At 75.1% G+C, this 24,046-nt stretch carries 23 protein-coding genes; 14 read left to right on the top strand and 9 right to left on the bottom strand.

Annotated features, from left to right (window positions below):
• Positions 1–29: 29 nt before the first annotated feature.
• Together N555_RS0103925 and N555_RS0103920 are read left to right on the top strand one after the other, a co-directional pair.
• The gene (locus tag N555_RS0103925) at positions 30–1,247 is read left to right on the top strand and encodes an arginine deiminase (protein ID WP_034508726.1); all 1,218 of its coding nucleotides are present in this window, start codon (positions 30–32) and stop codon (positions 1,245–1,247) included.
• Positions 1,248–1,398: 151 nt separating this feature from the next.
• A complete protein-coding gene (locus N555_RS0103920) occupies positions 1,399–2,211 on the top strand; it encodes a hypothetical protein (RefSeq protein ID WP_197028897.1) in 813 nt (270 codons plus the stop codon).
• Between the two features lie 130 nt (positions 2,212–2,341).
• On the opposite strand, the gene N555_RS0103915 is transcribed toward N555_RS0103920, so the two are convergent.
• Positions 2,342–3,280, bottom strand: a complete 939-nt coding sequence (locus N555_RS0103915; protein WP_029430196.1) for a DUF5926 family protein — start codon at positions 3,278–3,280, stop codon at positions 2,342–2,344.
• 38 nt (positions 3,281–3,318) lie between these two features.
• Here N555_RS0103915 and N555_RS0103910 point away from each other — a divergent pair, with 38 nt between their 5' ends.
• Complete coding sequence (locus tag N555_RS0103910; protein WP_029430195.1) at positions 3,319–4,515, top strand: cytochrome P450; 1,197 nt, start codon at positions 3,319–3,321, stop codon at positions 4,513–4,515.
• On the opposite strand, the gene N555_RS0103905 is transcribed toward N555_RS0103910, so the two are convergent.
• Positions 4,505–5,641 carry a nucleotide disphospho-sugar-binding domain-containing protein gene (locus tag N555_RS0103905; RefSeq protein ID WP_029430194.1) on the bottom strand — a complete coding sequence of 379 codons (1,137 nt, stop codon included), beginning with the start codon at positions 5,639–5,641 and terminating at the stop codon, positions 4,505–4,507. The two genes, N555_RS0103910 and N555_RS0103905, sit on opposite strands and share 11 nt — an antisense overlap.
• Before the next feature lie 82 nt (positions 5,642–5,723).
• On the opposite strand from N555_RS0103905, the gene N555_RS0103900 reads away from it, so the two are divergent.
• Complete coding sequence (locus N555_RS0103900; RefSeq protein WP_029430193.1) at positions 5,724–7,340, top strand: long-chain fatty acid--CoA ligase; 1,617 nt, start codon at positions 5,724–5,726, stop codon at positions 7,338–7,340.
• A 43-nt stretch (positions 7,341–7,383) separates the two neighbouring features.
• On the opposite strand, the gene N555_RS0103895 is transcribed toward N555_RS0103900, so the two are convergent.
• Positions 7,384–7,725: a rhodanese-like domain-containing protein gene (locus tag N555_RS0103895; RefSeq protein WP_029430192.1), complete on the bottom strand. Its 342-nt coding sequence runs from the start codon at positions 7,723–7,725 to the stop codon at positions 7,384–7,386.
• A gap of 45 nt (positions 7,726–7,770) precedes the next feature.
• On the opposite strand from N555_RS0103895, the gene N555_RS0103890 reads away from it, so the two are divergent.
• Both N555_RS0103890 and N555_RS0103885 read left to right on the top strand, forming a co-directional pair.
• Positions 7,771–8,283, top strand: coding sequence for a PH domain-containing protein (locus N555_RS0103890; RefSeq protein ID WP_051683710.1), 513 nt, complete (start codon positions 7,771–7,773; stop codon positions 8,281–8,283).
• Positions 8,280–9,740 (top strand): PH domain-containing protein, encoded by a 1,461-nt coding sequence (locus N555_RS0103885; protein ID WP_029430190.1) that lies wholly within the window; start codon positions 8,280–8,282, stop codon positions 9,738–9,740. Before N555_RS0103890 ends, N555_RS0103885 begins: the two co-directional genes overlap by 4 nt.
• A gap of 31 nt (positions 9,741–9,771) precedes the next feature.
• Here the strand turns inward: N555_RS0103885 and N555_RS0103880 are convergent, their stop codons facing one another.
• The 3 genes from N555_RS0103880 to N555_RS27760 form a co-directional block, all read right to left on the bottom strand.
• Positions 9,772–11,385, bottom strand: coding sequence for a solute symporter family protein (locus tag N555_RS0103880; RefSeq protein ID WP_029430189.1), 1,614 nt, complete (start codon positions 11,383–11,385; stop codon positions 9,772–9,774).
• Positions 11,386–11,407: 22 nt separating this feature from the next.
• The gene (locus N555_RS0103875; protein WP_029430188.1) at positions 11,408–11,800 is read right to left on the bottom strand and encodes a DUF485 domain-containing protein; all 393 of its coding nucleotides are present in this window, start codon (positions 11,798–11,800) and stop codon (positions 11,408–11,410) included.
• A 101-nt stretch (positions 11,801–11,901) separates the two neighbouring features.
• Complete coding sequence (locus tag N555_RS27760) at positions 11,902–12,039, bottom strand: hypothetical protein (protein WP_156036153.1); 138 nt, start codon at positions 12,037–12,039, stop codon at positions 11,902–11,904.
• A 64-nt stretch (positions 12,040–12,103) separates the two neighbouring features.
• Here N555_RS27760 and N555_RS0103865 point away from each other — a divergent pair, with 64 nt between their 5' ends.
• Together N555_RS0103865 and N555_RS28560 are read left to right on the top strand one after the other, a co-directional pair.
• Positions 12,104–13,312, top strand: coding sequence for an MBL fold metallo-hydrolase (locus tag N555_RS0103865; RefSeq protein WP_029430187.1), 1,209 nt, complete (start codon positions 12,104–12,106; stop codon positions 13,310–13,312).
• A gap of 157 nt (positions 13,313–13,469) precedes the next feature.
• Positions 13,470–15,017, top strand: a complete 1,548-nt coding sequence (locus N555_RS28560; protein WP_029430186.1) for a GAF domain-containing protein — start codon at positions 13,470–13,472, stop codon at positions 15,015–15,017.
• Between the two features lie 43 nt (positions 15,018–15,060).
• Here the strand turns inward: N555_RS28560 and N555_RS0103855 are convergent, their stop codons facing one another.
• From N555_RS0103855 to N555_RS0103845, 3 genes are all read right to left on the bottom strand, one after another.
• Positions 15,061–15,915 (bottom strand): Fpg/Nei family DNA glycosylase, encoded by an 855-nt coding sequence (locus N555_RS0103855; RefSeq protein ID WP_029430185.1) that lies wholly within the window; start codon positions 15,913–15,915, stop codon positions 15,061–15,063.
• A gap of 130 nt (positions 15,916–16,045) precedes the next feature.
• The gene (locus N555_RS0103850) at positions 16,046–17,542 is read right to left on the bottom strand and encodes an NAD-dependent malic enzyme (protein ID WP_051683709.1); all 1,497 of its coding nucleotides are present in this window, start codon (positions 17,540–17,542) and stop codon (positions 16,046–16,048) included.
• A gap of 58 nt (positions 17,543–17,600) precedes the next feature.
• Positions 17,601–18,044: a DUF309 domain-containing protein gene (locus tag N555_RS0103845; protein WP_029430183.1), complete on the bottom strand. Its 444-nt coding sequence runs from the start codon at positions 18,042–18,044 to the stop codon at positions 17,601–17,603.
• A 165-nt stretch (positions 18,045–18,209) separates the two neighbouring features.
• Here N555_RS0103845 and egtA point away from each other — a divergent pair, with 165 nt between their 5' ends.
• The 6 genes from egtA (at position 18,210) to N555_RS0103815 (ending at position 24,031) form a co-directional block, all read left to right on the top strand.
• Entirely contained in the window at positions 18,210–19,466 is a 1,257-nt protein-coding gene (egtA, locus tag N555_RS0103840) for an ergothioneine biosynthesis glutamate--cysteine ligase EgtA (RefSeq protein ID WP_029430182.1), read from the top strand.
• Positions 19,463–20,752 (top strand): ergothioneine biosynthesis protein EgtB, encoded by a 1,290-nt coding sequence (gene egtB, locus N555_RS0103835; RefSeq protein ID WP_029430181.1) that lies wholly within the window; start codon positions 19,463–19,465, stop codon positions 20,750–20,752. The genes egtA and egtB overlap by 4 nt, the downstream gene beginning before the upstream one ends.
• 2 nt (positions 20,753–20,754) lie before the next feature.
• Complete coding sequence (gene egtC, locus N555_RS0103830) at positions 20,755–21,456, top strand: ergothioneine biosynthesis protein EgtC (protein WP_029430180.1); 702 nt, start codon at positions 20,755–20,757, stop codon at positions 21,454–21,456.
• The gene (gene egtD, locus N555_RS0103825) at positions 21,453–22,421 is read left to right on the top strand and encodes an L-histidine N(alpha)-methyltransferase (RefSeq protein ID WP_029430179.1); all 969 of its coding nucleotides are present in this window, start codon (positions 21,453–21,455) and stop codon (positions 22,419–22,421) included. Before egtC ends, egtD begins: the two co-directional genes overlap by 4 nt.
• Positions 22,422–22,512: 91 nt before the next feature.
• Entirely contained in the window at positions 22,513–23,334 is an 822-nt protein-coding gene (locus tag N555_RS0103820; RefSeq protein WP_029430178.1) for a DUF4397 domain-containing protein, read from the top strand.
• Positions 23,335–23,359: 25 nt separating this feature from the next.
• Positions 23,360–24,031 (top strand): class F sortase, encoded by a 672-nt coding sequence (locus N555_RS0103815; RefSeq protein ID WP_029430177.1) that lies wholly within the window; start codon positions 23,360–23,362, stop codon positions 24,029–24,031.
• Positions 24,032–24,046: the final 15 nt, after the last annotated feature.

Raw genomic sequence — 24,046 nt, 5'->3', positions numbered from 1 at the left:
GATCCCCGCAGCTGTGCCAGCCTCGGCCGGTGACCGCTCCCCTCGGCGTGACCAGCGAGGTCGGCCCGCTGCGCACCGTCCTGCTGCACCGGCCCGGCGCCGAGCTGCGGCGGCTCACCCCGCGCAACAACGACCAGCTGCTGTTCGACGGCCTCCCGTGGGTGGCGCGCGCGCAGGAGGAGCACGACGCGTTCGCCGCCGAGCTCACCGCCCGCGGGGTGGAGGTGCTCTACGTGGACCGGCTGCTGGCCGAGGTGCTCGAGGTGCCCGCCGCCCGCGCCGAACTGGTCGACGCCGCCGTCGACGACCCGCGGCTGGGCGCCACCCTGCGGCGCACCGCCGCGCAGCACCTGGCCGACCTGCCGGCGGCGGACCTCGCCTCGACGCTGATCGCCGGCCTCGCCCACGACGAGCTGCCCGGCGCCCGCGGGCTGGGGTGGGAGCTGATGGGGCGCGGCGACTTCGTCGTCCCGCCGCTGCCGAACCTGCTGTTCACCCGCGACTCCTCGGTCTGGGTCGGCGGCCAGGTCGCGGTGACCTCGCTGGCGATGCCCGCCCGCCGGCGGGAGACCACGATCACCGGCGCCCTCTACGCCCACCACCCGCGCTTCGCCGGCACGCGGCAGCTGTACGACCCCTCGCTGGAGCACCTCGAAGGGGGCGACGTGCTGCTGCTGGCCCCGGGCGTGGTGGCGGTCGGCGTCGGCGAGCGGACGACCGCCGGCGGTGCCGAGCGGCTGGCCCGGCGGGTGTTCGCGCGCGGGCTGGCGCACACCGTGCTCGTCGTCCCGATCGCGCAGCAGCGGGCCACCATGCACCTGGACACCGTCGCGACGATGGTCGACGTCGACGCGATGGTCGTCTATCCGGCGGTGGCCGGCTCGCTGGTCGCCTGGACCGTGACCGCGGACGAGGCCCCGGACGACGCGGACACCACCGACCTCGTCGTCCGCGGGCCCGAGCCGTTCCTGCCTGCGGCGGCCGCCGCGATGGGCATCGACCGGCTGCGGGTGATCGACACGGGGCTGGACCCGGTGACCGCCGAACGCGAGCAGTGGGACGACGGCAACAACACCCTCGCGCTGGCTCCCCGGCTGGCCGTGGCCTACGAGCGCAACACGGTGACCAACGCCGCGCTGGAGACCGCCGGCATCGAGGTGGTGCGGATCGCCGGCGCGGAGCTGGGCAGCGGCCGGGGTGGTCCTCGGTGCATGTCCTGCCCGGTGGCGCGCGATCCGCTGACCTGAAGCGGACCGATCCGTCACCCTGCGTGGCGGCGCGCGGGTGCGCCGGAGCGGTGCGTGACCTCGCCGTCCCTGGCTCGTAGGACACCGCGCCACATCGTGCCGATCCCCCGGGGGACCCGTGTTCCGTCGATCTCGCCTGCTGCTCGCCCTCGTGACCGCGTCCGGCGCGCTGCTCCTCGCGCCCACCGCCGCGTCCGCCGACGTGGGTGATCCGCTGTCGGGCTGCGTCGCCGGACTGAGCCGGGGCGACCTGGCCGCCTGCCTGCCCCCGGCGCCGCAGTCGCCGGCACTCCCCGCGCCCGGCGCCGTGACCGAGGGCAGCGAGCGCACGGCGCCCACCCCCGGCGTGCCGCTCGGCCTGCCGCTCGGGACCGGCAGCCAGCAGGCCGCCGGCCAGGCACCGGTCCAGCCGCAGCAGTCCCCCCAGCAGCCGGCCGAGGTCGCCGCGGCCGACGAGCCGAACCCGGCCGTGGTCCTGTGCGAGCAGCTCGAGTCGGGCGTCGCACTGATCCCGGCGCCCGTGGGGTCCGGGCTGGGCGGTCTCGTGGGCCAGCTGTGCGAGCTGGCCGAGGCCGACCCGCTGGCCGAGCTCCAGGAGCTCCTCGAGGGGCTGCTGGCCCAGCTGCCGTCGCTCACCGACCCGGCCGCCGGGTGCCAGGCGCTGATCGGCCTGATCGAGGACGGTGCCGACACCCTCGGCGTCGACCCAGCTCCCCTGACCGGCCTCATCGGTCAGCTGTGCGCGCTCGTCCCGGGTGCGCCCGCCCCGGCGCCGATCCCGGCGCCGCAGCCCCAGCCCGCGGCGGCGCACCCCGTCGCCCAGCCGCAGCCCCAGCCGCTTCCGGCGGCCGCCCCGGTGGCGCACACGACCCCGGCCGGGAGCGGTCAGTCGCCTACACCGGCACGGAGCCGAAGCCCTACCTCGCCGGTGGGCTCCTCGCCCTCGGCCTGGGCACCGGCCTGACGCTCCTGGGCCGCCGCCGGGTCGACACCGACGCCTGACCTGCTCCGGCCACGCTCCGTCTCTGCCCACCATGCTGGGCAGAGACGGAGCAGCGCCGCCCCCTACCCGGGGGCGGCGCTGATCTGCGCGGTCAGCGCAGCGTGATCTGCCGGGAGATCAGCCCGGCCCGGGCGCGCCGCTCGTCGGCGGTCAGCGGGTCGGTGACCGTCAGTGCCTCCTCCAGCCGCGCCTGGAAGTCGGTCGCGGCGTCGGTCCAGTCGTCGGCGAGCGCGTCGGCCGGGAGGTCCCACACCGGGACGACGAGCCCGTGCGCACGGAAGGCGCCGGCGTAGCGGGTGCCCTCGCCGAGCAGGATCTGCTCGGACGCCGAGAGCCGCGCCAGCGCGTCGAGCAGCGGCTCCTCCGGCTCCGGGCGCACCCAGCGCAGGTGCGCCCGCTCACTGCTGGGCCGCACCCAGTAGGCCGCGCCCAGACCGGGCAGCAGCACCGTGGGGAGCACGGCCTGGTTGGCCTGCTCCAGCCCCGCCTGCGCGGCCGGCGAGGGGTCGGAACCCTCCAGCCAGAAGGCGAAGTCGTCGTGCACGGTCACCTCGAACGGCGCGTCGAGGTCGAGCAGCTCCTGCAGCCGCGGTCCGGCGGAGCCCGCGGCACCGACCGGGCCCGGGTCGACCGGCGCGCCCTTCGGCGCCTCGAGGGCGGCGGCCAGGGCGGTGCCGAGGTCGCGGCTGACGTCGTCGGACGAGGTGGGCAGCTGGACGCCGAGGAGGATCTCGCCGTTGGCGCGCACGAGCGCCGGCGCACCGCCGGGCAGCACGCTGGCCAGGGTCACGTCGCGGCCGTCCGCGGTCTTCAGCGGCACGGTCGCGGCCGGCACCAGCTCGCGCAGCGCCACCCAGTGGGCCTCGCCGGGCAGGCCCTCGAAGGGCCGGGTGACCGGCGGGGCGTAGCCCGAGCCGTGGCAGTGCTTGTAGCGGCGGCCGGAGCCGCACGGGCACGGTGCCTTGGGGTTGACCTCGCCCCCGGCGGCGGGGGCGGCGGTGGGCTTGCGGCGGGTCGTGGAGCGGGCCATGGGTCCAGCCTAGGGACCCCCGCTCCTAGGCTCCCGTCGTGACTCCGCTCGACCTCACCGACCCGACGGTGGTCGCCGACCCCTATCCGGCGTTCGCGGCAGCCCGGGCGCAGGCGCCGGTGCAGTGGCACGACGGCCTGGGGCTCTGGCTGGCGTTCAGCCACGCCGAGGCCGGCGCCGTCCTCCGCGACCGCCGCCTCGGCCGCATCTGGCGGGACAAGGAGCCGGGTGAGCGGTTCGGGGCGTTCAACCTCATCCACCGCAACGCCATCCTCGAGATGGAGCCGCCCGACCACACCCGGCTGCGCCGGCTGATCAGCACCGCGTTCGCCCGCGGGCACGTCGAGCGGCTGCGGCCGTGGGTGCAGGAGCTGGCCGGCGAGCTGGTCGACCGGCTGGTCGAGCGCTCCGCCGGCGCGGAGCCCGTCGACGTCCTCTCGGGCATGGCCGAGGAGCTGCCGGTCGCGGTGATCGCCGAGCTGCTCGGGGTGCCGCCGGTCGACCGGCCGCTGCTGCGGCCGTGGTCCAACGCGATCGTGAAGATGTACGAGTACGGCCGGACGACGGCCGTGGAGGACGCCGCCGAGCGGGCCGCCGCCGAGTTCGTCGCCTACCTCCGGGACCTGGCCGCCGAGCGCCGGCGGGAGCCGGGCGAGGACCTGCTCTCCCACCTCGTGTCGGTCCGGGACACCGACGGCGACCGGCTCACCGAGGACGAGCTGGTCACCACCTGCATCCTGCTGCTCAACGCCGGGCACGAGGCGACCGTCAACGTCTCCGGCAACGGCCTGCTGGCGCTGCTGGAGCACCCCGAGCAGCTGGCCCGCCTGCGCGCGGACCCCGGGCTGCTGCCCACGGCGGTCGAGGAGCTCATGCGCTTCGACTCCCCGCTGCAGCTGTTCGAGCGCACCGCCACCGACGACGTCGAGATCGGCGGCGTGACCGTCGAGCAGGGGCAGAAGATCGCCGCGCTGCTCGGCAGCGCCAACCGCGACCCGGCCGTGTTCGCCGACCCGGACGGCCTCGACGTGGGCCGCACGCCCAACCCGCAGATCTCCTTCGGCGCGGGCGTGCACTTCTGCATCGGCGCTCCGCTGGCCCGCGTCGAGCTGCAGGCCACCTTCGGTGCGCTGCTGTCGCGCACCTCGCGGCTGGAGCTGGGGTACCCGCCGCGCCGCCGTCCGGAGTTCGTCATCCGCGGGCTGGCCGAGCTGCCCGTCGTCCTCACGCCCTGACCGAGAGCGCCTCGACGAGCGGCACGACCTGCGCCGGGCGGGGCAGACGGTCCAGGTCCTCGCGTGCCCGGGACGCCGCGCTCCGCAGGTCGGCCCGGCTCAGCAACTCGGCGACGGCCGCGCGCAGCCGGCCGGGGCTGGCGTCGGCCCACGCGAGGCGCAGGCCGAGACCGGCGGCGGCCACGCGCGCCGCCCCGGCCTGCTGGCTGGGTGTCCCGGCTGGCAGCAGGAGGAGCGGGACACCGTTCAGCAACGCGCCGGCGGTCGTCCCCGCCCCGGCGTGGGAGACCACGGCGTCCACGTGCGGCAGGACGGCGGACTGGCGCAGGTACTGCGCAGCGTGCACGTCCGGGGAGGAAGTGCGCAGGACGTCGGGCGGGTGCGGCCCGGTGGTGACGACCACGCCGGGGACGACGGCGGCGACCGCGTCGACGAGGCGCTGGAGCAGATCGGGCCGGCAGAACCGCGGCACCGTGCCCAGCGTGAGGTAGGCCGCTGGGCGCGGGAGGGACTCCAGCCACCCGTGTACCGGCTCCGGCGGCCCGTCGAAGCCGGTCGGGTGGACGGCGACGACTCGGGCGCCGACCACCGCGACGTCGGCCACCTGCAGCGGCGGTGGGCAGGCGTCGAGATACAGGGAGCCCACCTGCCCGGCCGTCCCACCGGCCCCGAACCGCCGCCAGACCGCCTGGAGCGGTCCCTGGAGGAGCGCGCGCCCGGCCACCGTGCGCGCCGGCGCGGACCAGCTCTGGGTGACGCACGGCAACCCGCACAGCGCCGCCACCAGGGGTGCGGCGTACTCACCCTCCTCGTGCAGCAGGACATCGGGCCGCCAGTCGTCCACGAGCTCGAGGAGGTCCTCGGCGAGGGGCGGGACGGCGATGGTGGTGAACATCTGCGTCGCCCGCTCGACGCCGTCGAGACCGCGCACGTCCGCCTGCCCGGAGATCTCGCGGTAAGCCGAGCCCGCGGCCACGGCCTCGCAGCCGCACTCCCGGACCCAGCCGATCCGGTCGGCACCCGTCGCCACGAGCACCTCGTGTCCGGCCGCCGCGGCGGCGAGCGCCAGCGGCAGGACGGGGTGCAGATGTCCCAGGCCGGGGACGCTCGTGACCAGGAGCCGCACGGGGCACCTCCCATCGCAGGAAGCCATCGTCCTCCGCTACCCACGGGTAGAAGGTGGCGGCCGTCACTGGCACGATCACGCCATGCGTGGCCTGATGCAGGACTATCCCCTCACCATCGACGCGATCTTCCGGCACGTCGAGCAGCACTACGGCGACGGGACGATCGCCACCGCCGGCCCCGAAGGCATGACGCGGGTGACCTACGCCGAGTGGGCCGACCGCACCCGGCGCCTGGGCGGCGTGCTGGACACCCTCGGCATCTCCGCCGACGGCCGGGTCGGCACCTTCGGCTGGAACAGCCAGCGGCACCTGGAGCTCTACTTCGCCGCGCCGTCCACCGGCCGTGTGCTGCACACACTCAACATCCGGCTGTTCCCCGAACAGCTCACCTACATCGCCAACCACGCCGAGGACGAGGTCGTCTTCGTCGATCGGTCGGTGCTCCCGCTGTTCTGGAAGCTCGTCGACAGCATGACGACGGTGAAGCACGTCGTCGTCATGGACGACGGCGGCGACAACGAGATCCCCGACGACCCGCGGGTGCTCGACTACGAGACGCTGTTGGCCGAGGCGCAGCCGGTAGACTTCCACGTCGAGGACGAGAACTCGGCCGCCTCGATGTGCTACACGAGCGGCACCACGGGGAATCCGAAGGGTGTCGTCTACTCCCACCGCTCGACGTTCCTGCACACGATGGGCGTGATGGCGCCCAACGCCTTCGGCCTCGGCATCCAGGACGTCGCGATGCCGGTCGTGCCGATGTTCCACGCCAACGCCTGGGGCATCGCGCAGGCCGCCCCGGCCGCCGGCGCCTCGCTGGTGATGCCCGGCCCGATGATGCAGCCCGAGGCGCTGGCGAACCTGATCGTGGACGAGGGCGTCACCTTCACCGCCGGCGTCCCGACCATCTGGCAGGGCGTGCTCCCGCACCTGGCCGGCCGCGAGCACAAGCTCCGCGAGATCGGCTGCGGTGGTTCCGCGGTGCCGAAGGCGCTGAGCGAGGCCTACCGCGAGCAGGTCGGCCTGGCGATCCTGCAGGCGTGGGGCATGACCGAGACCCACCCGGTCGCCTCCTCGGGCATCCTCCCCCGCCGCTACGTCGACGCCGACGACGCGACGAAGGCAGACCAGCGCTCGCGGGCGGGCATCCCGTTCCTCGGCGTGGAGGCCCGCATCGTCGACTCCGACACGCTCGAGCCGCAGGCCTGGGACGACAAGGCCACCGGCGAGCTGCAGGTCCGCGGGCCGTGGTGCGCGAAGGACTACTACAACCCCGACGCCGGCGTGGAGCTCACCACCGCCGACGGCTGGATGAAGACCGGCGACGTCGCGGCCATGGACGAGTTCGGCTCGATCCGGATCGCCGACCGCACCAAGGACCTCATCAAGTCCGGCGGCGAGTGGATCAGCTCGGTCGACCTGGAGAACGCGATCATGAGCCACCCGAAGGTGAAGGAGGCCGCGGTCGTCGGCATCCCGCACCCGAAGTGGGACGAGCGGCCGCTGGCCTGCGTCGTGCTCAAGGACGGCGAGACGGCGACCGAGGAGGAGATCCTCGAGCACATCAAGCCGCTGGTGGCCAAGTGGTGGATGCCCGACGCCGTCGAGTTCATCGACGAGGTGCCCAAGACCAGCGTCGGCAAGTTCTCGAAGAAGGACCTGCGCTCGAAGTTCGCCGAGTACGAGCTGAAGAGCTGAGTGGAGTGCCAGAGCGCAGGATTCCTGCGCTCTGGCACTCCGCTCAGCGCACGAAGGGGGGCTGGCCGGTCTCGCTGACCATGGGCCGGCCGGCCGCCTCCCACTCGCCCATCCCGCCGCCGACGTTCACCGCGTCGTAGCCGTTCTGGTTCAGCCACGCGGCGACCCGCGCGGACCGTCCGCCGCCCCGGCACATCACATACAGGGTGTCGGCCTCGGGGACGTCGTCCAGCCGGGCCGGCACCTGCCCCATCGGGATGTGGGTCGCGCCCTCGACGTGCCCGTGCACCCACTCGTCGTCCTCGCGGACGTCCAGGACGACGGCGTCCTCGGGGAGCTCGGCGGCGGACACGGTGGGGATCTGCTGCGGCATCACGACGTCCATCGTCCCACGCGGGCAGGGGCGCTCCCGCCTGCGAGGATGGCCGCGATGACCGCCCCCAGCAGCTCCCCGGTCCGTGAGCCGGCCTGGCCGGTGTCGCGGTCGGCCATCGGGCTGTGGGTGACCCAGGGAGTGCTCGGCACGCTGCTGTGGGCCGCGCTGCTCGTGCCCGCCCTGCTGCTCCTGCCCACCGACGACCTGCCGCTGTCGCTCCTGCCGTGGGTGGGGCCGGTCCTGCTGGTGCTCTACGCGGGAGTCGCGATCGGCCTCGAGCCCCGCATCCGGTACCGGGTGCACCGCTGGGAGGTCACCGGGGAGGCGGTCTACGCGGTCTCCGGCTGGCTGACCCGGACCTGGACCCTGGTGCCGATCAGCCGGATCCAGACCGTCGACGTGACGCGCGGCGCGGTCCAGCAGCTCTACGGCCTGGCGACGATCGCCGTCCTCACCGCCTCGTCCAGCGGCACGGTCCGGGTCCGGCACCTGCCGGCCGACGTGGCGGAACGGGTCGCCGCCGACCTGGTGCACCGGGCGGAGCAGGTCCGCGACGAGGCCACATGACTGGGCCCGTCGTGCAGCGGACCTCCCCGCGGGTGGTCCTGCTGCACACGGTCACCTTCAAGCAGGCCCGGCAGTGGGTGCCGATCGCGCTGCCGGTCGGCGCCGCCATCGGCTTCGACAGCGGGCTGACGACGGTCGCGGCCCTCGTCCTCGCGGTGACGCTGCTGTCAGCGACCTCGGCGGCGCTCGCCTGGTGGCGGTTCGGCTACACCGACGGGCCGACGTCGGTGGTGGTCACCCGCGGCCTCCTGGCCCGCTCGGTGCGCACCGTCCCGCGGGACCGCATCCGCGGCGTGGAGGTCGAGGCGCCGCTGCTGCACCGGCTGCTGGGCGTCGTGCGCGTGCGGATCGACGCCGCGGCGGGGGCGACGACCGGAGAGGGCGAGGAGGTGCTGGTCGACGGCGTGACCAGCGCCGAGGGCGAGCGGTTGCGCGCCGGGCTGCTCTCCCGCCGGTCCGGCGCGACCGCCGACGCGGCCGGCGCCGCACCGGCCGCGGAGCCCCCGGCCGAGGAGGAGCTCGCCCGCTTCGACCCCCGCTGGCTGCTCTACGCCCCGCTGGCCGGCAGCTACCTCGCCGTCCCGGTCGCCGCGGTGGGCGCGCTGTTCCGGCTCCTCGACGAGCTGCCGCGGGACCTGCGCCCCGACGTGGACGGCGTCCAGCTCAGCGGCTGGACGGCGGGACTGCTCGCGGCGGCGGCCGTGCTCGTGCTCCTGGCCCTCGGTGCGGTGGCGGGGGCCGCGGTCGTGAACTGGGGCTTCCGGCTGGTCCGCCGCGGGGGCGCCCTCGTCGCCGACCGCGGGCTGGTCACCCGCCGGCACACCGAGCTGGAGGTCGACCGCATCCGAGGGGTGACGGTCTCGGCGGGGCTCGGCCTGCGCTGGGCCGGCGCGGCCCGGGTGAGTGCGCTGGTCACCGGGCTCGGGGACGCCCAGCGCCGGGGCCAGTTGCTGCCCCTCGGCCCGCGGGACCGCGCCGACGCACTCGCCGCGCAGCTCGTCGAGGACCCGGGGCCGCTGCGCCGGCACCCGGCCGCGGCCCGCCGTCGGCAGGTGGTGCGGGCGATGACTCCCGGCGCGGTCGTCACGACCGCCGCGGCGGTCGGCGCGGTGCTGGCGGGGTGGTGGCCGGTCCTCGCCGTCGGGATCGTGCTGCTGCTGCTCGGCGTGCCGGTCGGGCTCGGCCGCTACGCCGCGCTGGGGCACGCGGCGGGTCCCCGCTCGTTCGCCGTCCGGCGCGGGTGGGTGGTGCAGGAGAAGGCGGTGCTGCAGCGGCGTGCGGTGGTGAGCTGGCAGGTGCGGCAGTCACCGTTCCAGCGCCGGGCCGGCGTCGCCACGGTGGTCGCCTGCGTGGGGGCCGGCAGCGGCGCCTACTCGGCGGTCGACCTGGCCGCCGAGGACGTCGCCCCCTTCACGCGGGCGGCGTCCTCGGACTGGGCCGGCACCCTGGCCGGATAGGTGGACCCCGGCTCCCGCCGGGGTCCACCCGCTAGTGCTGGACGGCCTTCTCCGCCCCGATGCCGGTCAGCGACCGCACCTCGAGCTCGGCGTACTTGTCGGTGTCCGGTGCCTCCTTGGACACCACGGTGCCCAGCCACCCGAGGAAGAACGACAGCGGGATCGAGACGATCCCCGGGTTCTTCAGCGGGAACCAGGCGAAGTCGACGTCCGGGAAGAGCGCCGCCGGGTCGCCCGACACCACGGGCGAGAAGACGATCAGCCCGACACAGGCGATCAGCCCGCCGTAGATCGACCACAGCGCGCCCTGGGTGGTGAACCGCTTCCAGAACAGCGTGTAGAGGATCGTCGGCAGGTTGGCCGAGGCGGCGACGGCGAAGGCCAGCGCCACCAGGAAGGCGATGTTCAGCCCGGCCTGCAGCGCGAGGATCCCCAGCCCGATGGCCACCGCGCCGATCACGACGGCGGTGATGCGGGCGACCCGCACCTCGCCGTTGGGCGACACCTCGCCCTTCTTGATCACCGAGGCGTAGATGTCGTGGGCGAACGACGCCGACGCGGTGATCGTCAGCCCGGCCACCACGGCGAGGATCGTGGCGAACGCGACGCCGGCGATGATGCCGAGCAGGACGCTCCCACCCAGCTCGAACGCCAGCAGCGGCGCGGCGGAGTTCTGCCCCCCGGGTGCGCCGACGATCTCGTCGGCACCCACGAGCGCGCCCGCGCCGTACCCGATGACCAGGCTGAACAGGTAGAAGATGCCGATCAGCCAGATGGCCCAGACCACCGACTTCCGGGCGTCCTTCGCCGTCGGGACGGTGTAGAAGCGCATGAGCACGTGCGGCAGGCCCGCCGTCCCGAGGACCAGTGCGAGCCCGAGCGAGACGAAGTCCAGCTGCGAGGTCCCGGTGGCCCCGTACTGGGCGCCTGGTGCGAGGACGTCGACCGGTGCCGTCTGCTCCGACGCCGTCTCGGCCGCGCCGCCGAGCAGCGCGGACAGGCTGAACCCGTACTTGCCGAGCACCCACAGCGTCATCACCAGCGCGCCGGCGATGAGCAGCGAGGCCTTGATGATCTGCACGTAGGTGGTGCCGCGCATGCCGCCGACCAGCACGTAGATGATCATCAGCGCGCCGACCAGGACGACGACGAGCGCCTGCGCGGCCTCGCCCTCGATCCCCAGCAGCAGCGTGACCAGCCCGCCGGCGCCGCTCATCTGCGCCACCAGGTAGAAGAGGCAGACCGCCAGCGTGGAGATGGCCGCCGCCATGCGCACCGGCCGCTGCCGCATCCGGAAGGCCAGGACGTCGGCCATCGTGAAGCGGGCGGTGTTGCGCAGCAGCTCCGCGACCAGCAGCAGGGCCACGAGCCAGGCCACCAGGAAGCCGATCGAGTAGAGGAAGCCGTCGTAGCCGAACAGCGCGATGGCCCCGGCGATCCCGAGGAACGACGCGGCCGAGAGGTAGTCCCCGGCGATCGCCAGGCCGTTCTGGGTGCCGCTGATGTTGCGCCCGGCGGCGTAGTAGTCGGCGGCGGTCTTGTTGTTGCGGCTGGCCCGGAACGTGATCACCAGCGTGATCAGCACGAAGAAGCCGAAGATCGCGATGTTGATCGCGGGCTCGCCGACGGTGGAGTCGGCCGCCATGACGTCGACGGCAGGGACGGTGTCAGGCACGGGTGGCCCCCTGCGTGCCGCCGTCCACGGCCGGCGTCTCCCGGGCGTACTCGTGGTGCTCGAGCCGGTCGCGCATCTCGTCGGCGATCGGGTCGGTGTTGCGATCGGCGTGCCGCACGTAGAGCTGCGTGATCAGGAACGTCGTGACGAACTGCCCCAGGCCCAGCAGGATCCCGACGTTCACGTCGCCGAACACGTCGGTCGCCATGAAGTCGTCGGCGTAGGTCGAGAGCAGGACGTAGAGCAGGTACCAGGAGAAGAACGCGACCGTCATCGGGAAGGCGAAGCGGCGGAAGCGGCGGCGCAGTTCGGTGAACTCCGGGGAGTCCTGCGCCTGGCGGTACTCCTCCGGGGTGAGCATCCGACGTTCGGTGGGTGGGGTCACTGCGCGCCTCCGGCCTGGTCGACAGAGTGATCCACATCACTCTATGGAGGCGGACCGCACCCGCCACTTGGACGAGACCGATCTGTCACCGATGCGGTTCCTCAGGCGTCCGGGAGGGCCTCTCCGCACCCGGGGCACCGCTCCGGACGCGGCTCGCCCTCGACCAGCCGCCCGCAGCGCGGGCACACCCGGTCCAGCCAGCAGGCCGGGTCCCCGGCCGGCTCGACGTCGTCGTCCACCGGTCCAGCATGCCCACCGGGGGCGCCGACGGCGCGCTCCGGCGACCGCTGGGATGCTCGGGCGATGCGCTCCCGCCGCGGACTCGTCGCCGCCGCACTCCTCGCCGCACCCGTCGCCTGGGTAACCCGCGCCGCCTGGGGGCTGCCGGTCGCCCTCGGTGCGAGCCGCCGGGCGCTACGCCCACACGTCGCCGGCTCTCCGCACTTCTCCGAGGGGCGCTTCCGCAACACGCTGTCGACGCCGTCGCTGCCCGGCAGCGAGGACCGCCGGAGCCTGCTGCGCCAGATGCGGGAGGACCGCAGCAAGGGCGTGCCGGCCCGGCCCGTGCCGTTGGTCCGGACGCCGCCCCCGGCCGAGGCCGCCGAGCTCGCCGTCACCTGGTTCGGGCACTCGAGCGCGCTGCTGGAGGTCGACGGACGCCGGGTGCTGGTCGATCCGGTCTGGGGACAGCGGGTGTCGCCGTCCCCCCTCGTCGGGCCGGTGCGCTTGCACCCCGCGCCGACCCCGCTCGACGTCCTGCCGCCCGTCGACGCGATCCTCATCAGCCACGACCACTACGACCACCTCGACCTGCCCACCGTGCGCGAACTGCTGCACCGGCAGAGCGCCCCGTTCGTCGTCCCGCTCGGGATCGGCGCCCACCTGCGCCGCTGGGGCGTGCCCGACGACCGGGTCGTCGAACTCGACTGGGACGGCGAGGTGCAGGTCGCCGGCCTGACCCTGACCTGCACGGAGGCACGGCACTTCTCCGGTCGCTTCCTCACCCGGGACACCACGCTCTGGTCGTCGTGGGTCGTCGCCGGACCGCGGCACCGGGTGTTCTTCGGTGGCGACACCGGCTACACGCCCGCGTTCGCCGCGATCGGTGCCCGACTGGGCCCGTTCGACCTCACCCTGCTCCCGGTGGGCGCCTACAACGACGCGTGGAAGTACATCCACATGACGCCGGAGGAGGCGGTGCGGGCGCACGGCGACCTCGGTGGCGGCGTGCTGGTCCCGGTGCACTGGGCGACGTTCAACCTGGGCTTCCACGGCTGGGCCGAGCCGGTGCAGCGGTTGTGCGCGGCGGCCGCGGAGTCCGACGTGCGGGTTGCGGTCCCCCGGCCCGGGGAGCGGGTCGACGTCCTGGCCCCGGCGGCGACCGCCGACTGGTGGACGGCGGTCGGCTCGCAGGCCGACGACGACGGTGCGGACGGCGACGGCGCCGGCGTCGCGACGAGTGCCGTCGCCCGGGCCGGCACCTGGCTGGCCGGACGCCGCGCGACCCGCTGACCAGGCGAAACGAGTCGGTACCCGATCCATTGCATCCAACCATCTCGTGCGAAAGAGATTCATTTCGGACTCAACTACACGCTCACCAGGGTCGAAGGTCCCGGCGTCGGGTCAACAGTGCACCCGGCACCCCCGGCAGCCCCAGGAGCAATCCCCCATGCCGTTCGCCCGTCGTCCCGCCGTCCCCGAGAGCCCGTACGTCGTCGAGGCGCGGGCCAACGTCGAAGCCGTCACCGAGATCGTCGGCGCCCTCCGCGACACCACCACCGTGGCCGAGGCCGTCGGCACCGCCCTGGACCTGGTCCGCCGGCGCTTCGGCTGGGCCTACGGGTCCTACTGGCGGGTCGATCCCGCCGAGGGGGCGCTGCGCTTCGTGCAGGAGTCCGGCGACGCCGGTCCCGAGTTCCGCGAGGTGACCCGCTCGGCCTCCTTCCGCGAGGGCGTCGGGCTGGCCGGCCGGGCCTGGCGGCAGCGCGACCTGGTGGCCGTCGCCGACCTCGGCCAGCTGCCCGACTGCGTCCGCGCGCCCGTCGCGCAGCGCGTCGGGGTGCGCAGCGGGGTCTGCTTCCCCGTGCTGGAGGACGGTGTCGTCACCGGCACCATGGACTTCTTCGCCACCGAGACGCTGGAGCTCTCCACGGCGCGGCTGGCCACGCTCCGCGCGGTCGGCGTGCTCGTGTCGCAGGCGGTGGAGCGCGTCTCGTCCGCCGTCCGGCAGACCGAGGCCGGCGAGGACACCCGCGCGGTCACCGACCTGCTCCGCGAGGTGACCGCGGCGGCGACCCGCGAGCAGGCCATGCAGCGGGCGCTGTCGACCATCCGCGACGGGTTCGGCTGGGACTACGGCTCGTACTGGGCGATCGACCCCACCGACCGCGCGCTGCACTTCGTGCAGGAGTCCGGCAGCGCGGGGCGGGAGTTCCGCGAGGTCACCCTGTCGGCGTCCTTCCGCGAGGGCGTGGGGCTCTCCGGCCGCGCGTGGAAGACCCGCGACCTGTTCTTCGTCGAGGACCTCGCCGAGATAACCGACTGCGTGCGCGCACCGGCGGCCGGGCGCGCGGGCGTGAAGAGCGGCGTGTGCCTGCCGATCCTGGTCGGCGGCGAGATTGTGGGCACGATGGACTTCTTCGCCACCCGCACCCTGGTGCTCGCCCCCGGCCGGGCGGCCGCGCTCCGCAGCGCCGCCTTCCTCCTGGGTCAGGCCCTCGAGCGGTTCGCCGCGACCGAGCGCCTGGCAGAGGCCGGCCGTCAGCTGCTGGACTCGATCTCCGAGGTCGAGCGCAACGTGCTGTCGGCGACGGCGGTGGCCGCGGACGGGCACCGGCTGACCGCGCAGGCCAACGAGGAGGTGGCCGGCCTCGGCGTCTCGAGCCAGGACATCGGGAAGGTCGTCAAGGTCATCCGCGGGATCGCCGACCAGACCAACCTGCTCGCCCTCAACGCCACCATCGAGGCCGCCCGCGCCGGGGACGCGGGCCGCGGCTTCGCCGTCGTCGCCAACGAGGTCAAGGAGCTCGCCACCGAGACCGCGCGCGCCACCACCGACGTCGACGGGAAGGTGACCGCGATCCAGCAGCAGGTCGACCGGGTGGTCACCGCGCTGGCGGCGATCAGCACGCTCGTGGACAGCATCAACGAGACCCAGCAGGTGATCGGCGGCGTGCTGACCGAGCAGTCCGCCGTCACCCGGGAGCTGCTCGCCTGATGCGGAGTGCGACAGCGCAGAAAACCTGCGCTGTCGCACTCCACTACCGCAGGAGCTTGGACATCCGGCGGTCGGCGAGCGGCTTGCCGCCGGTCTGGCAGGTCGGGCAGTACTGCAGCGAGGTGTCGGCGAAGCTGACCTCGCGGACGGTGTCGCCACACACCGGGCACGGCAGGCCGGTGCGCGCGTGCACCTGCAGCCCCGAGCGCTTCTCGCCCTTCATGGTCGCCGCCTTCTGCCCGAGCTGGCGGTCGAGGGCGTCGGTCAGCTCGGCGCGCATCGCGTCGTAGAGCCGGATCACCTCGTCGTCGGTGAGCTTGTCGGCCATCTTGAACGGCGACAGCCGGGCGGCGTGCAGGATCTCGTCGGAGTAGGCGTTGCCGATGCCGGCGATCCGCGTCTGGTCGGTGAGCGCGCCCTTGAGCTGCCCGCTGCGCCCGGCGAGCAGCGCGGCGAACTGCTCCCGGTCCACGGCCATCGCGTCGGGCCCGAGCCGGTCGATGCCCGGCACCTCGGCCGGCGACCGGACGACGTACACCGCCAGGCCCTTGCGGGTGCCCTGCTCGGTGAGGTCGAAGCCGTTGCCGTCATCCAGGTGCACGCGCAGGGCCAGCGGGCCCTTGCCGGGCTTGGGCGGCGCGGCCGGCAGGTTCTCCCGCCAGTGCAGCCAGCCGGCCCGCGCCAGGTGGACGACGAGGTGCAGGCCCGAGACGTCGAGGTCGAGGAACTTCCCGTGCCGCGAGGCACCGGTGACCTCCAGCCCGCCGAGCGCCGACAGCGGCGGGTCGAACGTCTTGATGGCCTGGACGGAGGCCAGGTCGGCACGCGTCAGGACCCTGCCGACGGCGTTCTCCCGCAGGAACGCCGCCAGCGCCTCCACCTCGGGCAACTCGGGCATCCGGCCATGATCCACGCCGGACGCCCCTCGCGACCCTGTTACCGGATGTTCCCCGCGAAAGACTGAACCCGTGGCCCCGTCCAGAGGCTCGCCCCGAGCTCGCGAGGGGTGAGGAGGACGGGGTCCTTCATCAGTCGGAGAGGCCGGGGCGGCCGGGGAGCTCGACGACCGCACCCGTCGCCCGCGCGGCGTCGGCCACGGACTGCGCCACCGCCGTGGTCACCGCCGGGTCGAAGACGCTCGGGATGATGTAGTTGGCGTTGAGCTCCTCGTCGGTGACGATCGCGGCCAGCGCCTCGGCGGCCGCCAGCAGCATCGGGGTGTCGATCTCCGTGGCCCGGGCGTCGAGCAGCCCGCGGAACACCCCCGGGAACGCCAGCACGTTGTTGATCTGGTTCGGCAGGTCCGACCGGCCCGAGGCCACGACGGCGGCGTACTGCCGGGCCCGCACCGGGTCGACCTCCGGCGTCGGGTTGGCCATCGGGAAGACGACGGCGCGCTCGGCCATCCGCCCGAGGTCCTCGACGGCGAGGACGTTGCCCGCGCTCACGCCGATGAAGACGTCGGCGCCGGTCAGCGCGTCCGGCAGCTCCCCGCGCACGCAGCCGGGGTTGGTGCGGGCGGCCAGGTCGCGCTTGGCCGGGCTGAGCCGCTCGTCGTCGGGGCGGAGGATGCCCTCGCGGTCCCACACCAGGACGTTCCGCGCTCCCGCGGCGAGCAGCAGGTTCACGATCGCCGTCCCGGCCGCGCCGCCGCCGGCCACGACGATCCGCACCGCGTCGAGCTGCTTGTCCACCACGCGCAGCGCGTTGGTCAGCGCGGCCAGGGCGCAGATCGCCGTCCCGTGCTGGTCGTCGTGGAAGACCGGGATGTCGAGGCGCTCGCGCAGCCGCTTCTCGATCTCGAAGCAGCGCGGGGCGGAGATGTCCTCGAGGTTGATGCCGCCGAAGCCGGGGGCGAGGAGCTCGACGGTGCGCACGATCTCGTCGACGTCCTGGGTGTCCAGGCAGATCGGCCAGGCGTCGATGTCGGCGAACCGCTTGAACAGCACCGCCTTGCCCTCCATGACCGGGAGCGCCGCACCGGGGCCGATGTCGCCCAGCCCGAGGACGGCGGACCCGTCGGTGACGACGGCGACGGTGTTGCCCTTGATCGTCAGCCGGCGGACGTCCTCGGGGTGGTCGGCCAGCGCGAGGCAGACGCGGGCGACACCGGGGGTGTAGGCCATCGACAGGTCGTCGCGGGTCTTCAGCGGCACCTTGGAGGCGACCTCGAGCTTGCCGCCGAGGTGCAGCAGGAAGGTCCGATCGCTGACCTTCTTCACCTGCACGCCGGGGACGGCGCCCATGGCCTCGACCATCTCCTGCGAGTGCTCGGCGTCGGCGGCCGAGCAGGTGACGTCGACGGTCAGGTGGTCGGTGCGCGACTCCACCACGTCGATCGCGGTGACCGCCCCGCCGGCGGTGCCGACCGCGGTCGCGATCCGGCCGATGCTCGCCGGGTCGACGTCGGCGGTGAGCCGGACGGTGACGGAGTAGGACGCGGAGGTGACCGGCCCGCGGGCCGCCGGCGGGGTGGGCTCCCCCGCGTCGGTCCGGTCAGGGGCGGCGCTGGTGTCGGTGCTCATGGCGCCTCCGATCGTCCCACCGTGACAGCGGTCACCTCGGTCCGCCGGTCGACGCCTGCTACTGGGTGCCCCGCAGCCGCGGCGGGGCGAGCGGGCCGGACGGGTCGGCGGTCCGCGCCCAGGCGACGAGCCCGGCCACGTCGATCCCGTGCGGCGGGTCCCCGGCGAAGGGCTCGAGGTTGCGCGCCGCCCGGTCCAGCAGGGTCGCCGCACCCCGCGGGTTGCCCCGCGCCGCGTGGGTGACGCCGACGGCGAGCTGCGCCAGGCCCCGCCACAGCTCCCGCTCCGGACCGGCGGTGGCCTTCCACGCGTCCTCGAACACCTCGTGGGCGTGGAAGGGCAACCCGTCGTCCAGCAGCCGCTGCGCCTCGGTCACCGCCTCGTCCGGGGTGCGCTCGACCCCCTCCTGCATCCGCTCCACGCCCACGGCCCCCCGGGGCAGCGGGCGGCCGAGCGCGTCGCGGGGCCGCGGCGCGGACTCTTTCCCCGGGGAGGCATCCACCCGGCCATCGTCTCGCGAACACCGGGAGCGCGGGCGGACGGCGGACTTGTCCTGTCGGCACCAACGTGCACCATGGACATCGAGGACGGCCGCTCGACGGGCCGCCCCCGCACCGACCCGCGGTCGCCCCGGCGACCGGTCCGGACCTGGAGGGGGTGGGCCGACGTGGCCCCCGAGACCGATCAACGCAGCCCCGTGCTCGACCTCGACACCGCGTTCGCCGCCGTCGCGGCCGCCGCGCTCTCCGACGGGCCCACCGGCACGGTGGGCCTGGAACTCGAGGCCCATCTCGTCGACCTCGACCGGCCGGCGGCCCGGGTGCCGTGGGGCCGGGTGTGCGGCGCCCTGGCGAGCGTCCCGCCGCTGCCCGGCGGGAGCCGGCTCACCAGCGAGCCCGGCGGCCAGGTGGAGCTGTCGGGCCCGCCGCTGCCCGACGTCGCGGCGGCCGTCGCCGCGCTGCGGGCCGACCGGGTCGTGCTGGCCGCCGCGCTGGCCGCCGACCGGCTGGCCCTCGCGCCGGTGGGCACCGATCCGCTGCGGCCGCCGCAGCGGGTGAACCCCGCCGGGCGGTACGCGGCCATGGAGCAGCACTTCGCCGCCGTGGGGTGCGCGCCGGCCGGCTCGGCGATGATGACGTCGACGGCGTCACTGCAGGTCAACCTCGAGGCCGGGCCCGCCGCGGGTTGGAGCACCCGGGTGGCGCTGGCCCACCAGCTGGGTCCGGTGCTGGTCGCCGTGTCGGCGTGCTCGCCGCTGTCCGGCGGGCGGCCCACCGGGTGGCGGTCGACGCGCCAGCAGGTGTGGGGCGACCTCGACCAGGCCCGCTGCGGCCCGCTGCTCCGGGGCGACGACCCGGCCGGTGAGTGGGCCGCCTATGCGCTGGCCGCGCCGGTGATGCTGGTCCGCGACGGGGACGACGCGGAGCCCGTACGGGGCCGGGTGGCGTTCTCCGACTGGGTGAGCGGCGAGGTCCCGCTGGGCGACCGCAGGCCCACGGCGTCGGACCTCGAGTACCACCTGACCACGCTGTTCCCGCCGGTGCGCCCGCGCGGCTGGCTGGAGATCCGCTACCTCGACGCCGCACCCGAGCCGTGGTGGCCGGCGCTGGCCGCGGTCACCACCGTCCTGCTCGACGACCCGGTCGCCGCCGACCGCGCCGCCGCCGCGAGCGCACCCACCGCCGACGCATGGGACCGGGCGGCCCGTCTCGGGCTGGCCGACCCCGCCCTGCACGCCGCCGCCCGGGGCTGCCTGGCCGCCGCGGTCGACGCCGTCCCGCCGGCCCTGCGCCCGGAGGTCGAGGCGCTCGCCGAGCTCGTCGAGCGGGGAGCCGATCCCGGCGGCGCGCTGCTCAACGCCCTGCGCACCGGCGGTCCCGCCTCCGCCCTCCTCGCCGCCACCGACCGGACGGAGGCACCGTGACCGACCTGCGCGAGACCCTGGCCCGCGACCTCACCGCCGCCCGGGAGCGCACGCTGCTGCTCACCGACCACGACGAGCCGGAGCTGCTGGCCCAGCACACCCCGCTGCTGTCGCCGCTGGTCTGGGACCTCGCCCACATCGGCCAGCAGGAGGACCTCTGGCTGCTGCGCGGCGGCGACGCCACCCGCCCCGGCGTGCTGCCGGCCGAGGTGGAGGTGCTCTACGACGCGTTCAGCCAGCCGCGCGCCGTCCGCGCCCGGCTGCCGCTGCTCCCGCCGGTCGAGGCCCGCGCGTACTGCCGGGACGTGCGCGGCCGGGTGCTGGACCGGGTGGAGCGGCTCGGTGTCCACGGAGACGCTGTCGACGACGCCTTCGCCGTCGCGATGGTGGTCAGCCACGAGCAGCAGCACGACGAGACGATGCTGCAGGCCCTCGCCCTGCGCGCCGGCCCGCCGCTGCTCGGCCCGGGCGCTCCCCTGCCGCCCGGCCGGCCCGGGGTCGCGGGCACGTCGGTGCTGGTGCCGGGCGGCGAGTTCGTGCTCGGCGTCGACGCCGCCGACGAGCCGTTCAGCCTGGACAACGAGCGGCCGGCGCACGTCGTCGACGTCCCGGCGTTCCGCATCGGGCGGGTGCCGGTGACCAACGCCGAGTACGCCGCGTTCGTCGCCGACGGCGGCTACCGCGACGACCGCTGGTGGTCCGACCGCGGCCGCGCGCACCGCGACGAGGCCGGCCTCACCGCGCCGCTGTACTGGGGGCCCGACGGCACCCGCACCCGATTCGGCGTCGTCGAGCAGCTGCCGCCGGACGAACCGGTCCAGCACGTCACCTGGTTCGAGGCCGAGGCCCACGCCGCCTGGGCGGGAGCGCGGCTGCCCACCGAGGTCGAGTGGGAGAAGGCCGCGGTGTGGGACCCGGCGCTGCGCCGTCGCCGCCGCCGGCCGTGGGGGGACACCGAGCCGACCGCCGCGCTGGCCAACCTCGACGGCGCCGCCCTGCGACCGGCACCGGTCGGCGCGTACCCGGCCGGGGCGTCGGCATATGGCGTCGAGCAGCTCCTGGGCGACGTCTGGGAGTGGACGTCGTCGGGGTTCACCGCCTGGCCGGGGTTCCGGCCGATGCTCTACGCCGACTACTCCGCGCCCTTCTTCGGCGGCGACTACAAGGTGCTGCGCGGCGGCTCGTGGGCGGTGGGGTCCTCGATCCTGCGGCCGAGCTTCCGCAACTGGGACCACCCGATCCGCCGCCAGGTCTTCAGCGGCCTGCGCCTGGCCTGGGACGCCTGACGATGTGCCGCCACCTCGCCTGGCTGGGCCGGCCGCGCACCCTGGCGTCGCTGGTGCTCGAACCGCCGTCCTCCCTGCTGGTGCAGTCGTACGCGCCGCGCCGGCAGCGGTACGGCACCGTCAACGCCGACGGCTGGGGCGTGGGCTTCTACGCACCCGGCCGCCCGGAGCCGGCGCGGTGGCGCTCGGCGCGGCCGCTGTGGGGCGACCCGTCGTTCGCCTCGGTGGCGCCGGTGCTGTCCAGCGGCTGCGTGGTCGCCGCCGTGCGCTCGGCGACGGTCGGCATGCCGCTGGAGGAGAGCGCGGCAGCCCCGTTCACCGACGGCCGGGTGCTGCTCTCGCACAACGGGCGGGTGGACCGGGCGGTGCTGCCCCCGGTGCGCGACGCGGAGTCCACCGTCGACAGCGCCCTGCTCGCCGCGCTGGTCCTCGACCGCGGTCTCGACGCGCTCGCCGCCACGGTCGCCGAGGTCGGCGCGGCCGATCCCGCCGCCCGGCTCAACCTGCTCGCCGCCGACGGCGCCCGGCTGCTCGCCACCACGTGGGGCGACACCCTGTCGGTCCTGGTCACCGACGAGGGCACCGCGCTGGCCAGCGAACCCTGGGACGACGACCCGGCCTGGCGCGACGTCCCCGACCGCCACCTCGTCGAGGTCACCCCGGACGGCCTCACCCTCACCCCGATCGGAGCACTCCGCGCATGACCGTCTCGCTGACCAGCCACCTCGCGCCCGACGCCGCCCGCCGGGCCCTGCGCGCCGACGCGCTCGCCGGCCTGACCGCGACGCCCAAGTCGCTGCCGCCGCGGTGGTTCTACGACGAGCGCGGCAGCGAGCTGTTCGACGAGATCACCCGGCTGCCCGAGTACTACCCGACCCGGGCGGAGCGGGCGGTCCTGGAGGCGCGGGCCGGCGAGATCGCCGCGGCGTCGCGTGCCGACGTGCTGGTGGAGCTCGGCAGCGGGACGTCGGAGAAGACCCGCCTGCTCCTGTCGGCCCTGCGCGACGCCGGGACGCTGCGCCGCTTCGTGCCCTTCGACGTCGACCCGACGGTGCTCGAGGCCGCGGGCGCGGCGATCACCGCGGAGTACCCGGGCGTCGCCGTCGACGCGGTGGTCGGCGACTTCACCGAGCACCTCGACCGGCTGCCCCGCGAGGGGCGCCGGCTGGTCGCCTTCCTGGGCTCCACGATCGGCAACCTCGAGCCGGCGCCGCGTACGGCCTTCCTGGCCGAGCTGGCCGCCACCCTCGCCCCCGGCGACTCCTTCCTCCTCGGCACCGACCTGGTGAAGGACCCGGCCCGGCTGGTGCCGGCGTACGACGACGCGGCCGGCGTGACCGCGGAGTTCAACCGCAACGTGCTGGCGGTGCTGAACCGGGAGCTCGGCGCGGGCTTCGACCCGGCGACGTTCGAGCACGTGGCGCTCTGGGACGCCGGGGCGGAGTGGATCGAGATGCGGCTGCGCTCGACCGTCGAGCAGGTCGTCGCCGTGCCCGCCCTCGACCTGCAGGTGGCGTTCGCCGCCGGGGAGGAGATGCGGACCGAGGTGTCGGCGAAGTTCCGGCCGGAGGGGGTCGAGGCGGAGCTGGCCGCCGCCGGTCTCCGGCTGACGCACTGGTGGACCGACCCCGCCGGTGACTTCGGGGTGTCCCTCTCCGTCCCGGCCTGACCGGGGCTGACCGGGCTGACCGGGCCGCATCCGGGGCGGACAGGTGTCCGGAAGGAGGCGTGACAGCACCCCAACCCGGAAGGACCGTCCCATGACCCGGACCCGCTCCCTGGGCCTCGCCACCGCCGCCACCGGCACCGTGGCCGCCGCACTCGTGCTCGGCGCCTCCCCCGCCGCCGCGGCCGACACCGCCACCGTGTCGGTCCTGCACGCCGTGCCGAACACCCCGGTCGACGTCTACGCCAACGGCGAGCGGCTGATCGACGACTTCCAGCCGGGCACGCTCACCGACCCGCTGCAGCTGCCCGCCGGCAGCTACGACCTCGCGCTCTTCCCCGCCGACGCGCCCGACGGCTCGGGCACCCCGCTGCTCTCGGCGAACGGCGTGAACGTCCCGGCGGGCGCGAACGCCACCGTCGTCGCGCACCTCGACGAGGCCGGCAGCCCGAAGCTGACGCCGTTCGTCAACGACACCTCGGCCGTCCCCGCCGGCCAGGCGCGGGTGACCGTCCGGCACACCGCCGCCGCTCCCGCGGTCGACGTGCGCGCCGGCGGCGCGGTCGTCGTCCCCGGGCTGACGAACCCGAACGAGGCCAGCCTGGAGGTCCCCGCCGGGACGGTCTCGGCCGACGTCGTCCTCGCCGGCACCGACACCGTGGCGATCGGCCCGGCCGACCTGGCGCTGCAGGAGGGCGCCACCACGATCGTCTACGCCTGGGGCTCGGCCGACGCCGGGTACAAGCTCGCCGTCCAGACGATCGCCGGTGGGCACTCCGCTCCCTCCGGCGTCCCCGGCGGCACCGGCGGTCAGGCCGACGACGGCGGCTTCCCCGCGCCGCTGGCCGCCCTGTCGCTGGCCGGTCTGGCCCTCGCCGGGGTCTCCGCCCGCCGCCTGGTCTCCGCCCGCGGCTGACCGGACCCGGACCGGAGGAGACCTGATGCGACGCGCTGCCGCCGGGGCGGCCCTGGGACTCGCCGTGGCGATCGGCGTGCCGGTCACCTGGCAGTTGACCCAAGAGCCGGCCTCGGCGGGCGCGCCGGTCGCGCAGGTCCTCTCCGCGTCCACCCCGTCGGCGCCGGCGGAACCCCCGCCGTCGGCGCCGGCGGCCCCCGGGCCGCCCCCCGTCGTGGCCCGGGACGCCGCACCTCCTGTTCCCTCGTCGGCCCCCGCGCCCGTCCGCCTCGCCGTCCCGGCGCTCGGCGTGGACGCACCCGTCGACGCGGTCGGCGTCACCGCCGACGGCCAGATGGAGCTGCCCGGCGACGTGTCCCGGACGGGCTGGTACCGCTTCGGCCCGGCTCCGGGCGGTGCGGGGTCGGCCGTCCTCGCCGGCCACGTCGACGACGCCGAGCAGGGGGCGGGCGCGCTCTTCCCGCTGCGGGAGGCCGCACCCGGGGACGAGGTGCTGGTCACCGACACGGCCGGCGTGGTCAGCCGGTGGCAGGTGGTGGCGCGGGAGCTGATCAGCAAGCAGCAGCTGCCGCTCACGCAGATGTTCGCCCGCGACGGGGCGCCCCGGCTGGTCCTCGTGACCTGCGGTGGGCCGTTCCTGCCGGAGTACGGCAGCTACCGCGACAACGTGGTGGTCGTCGCCGAACCCCTGGCGTAACGGCTGCATCCATCC

The sequence above is a fragment of the Blastococcus sp. URHD0036 genome (assembly GCF_000701365.1).
Taxonomy (GTDB): domain Bacteria; phylum Actinomycetota; class Actinomycetes; order Mycobacteriales; family Geodermatophilaceae; genus Trujillonella.
This window is presented reverse-complemented; position numbering and strand designations above follow the sequence as displayed.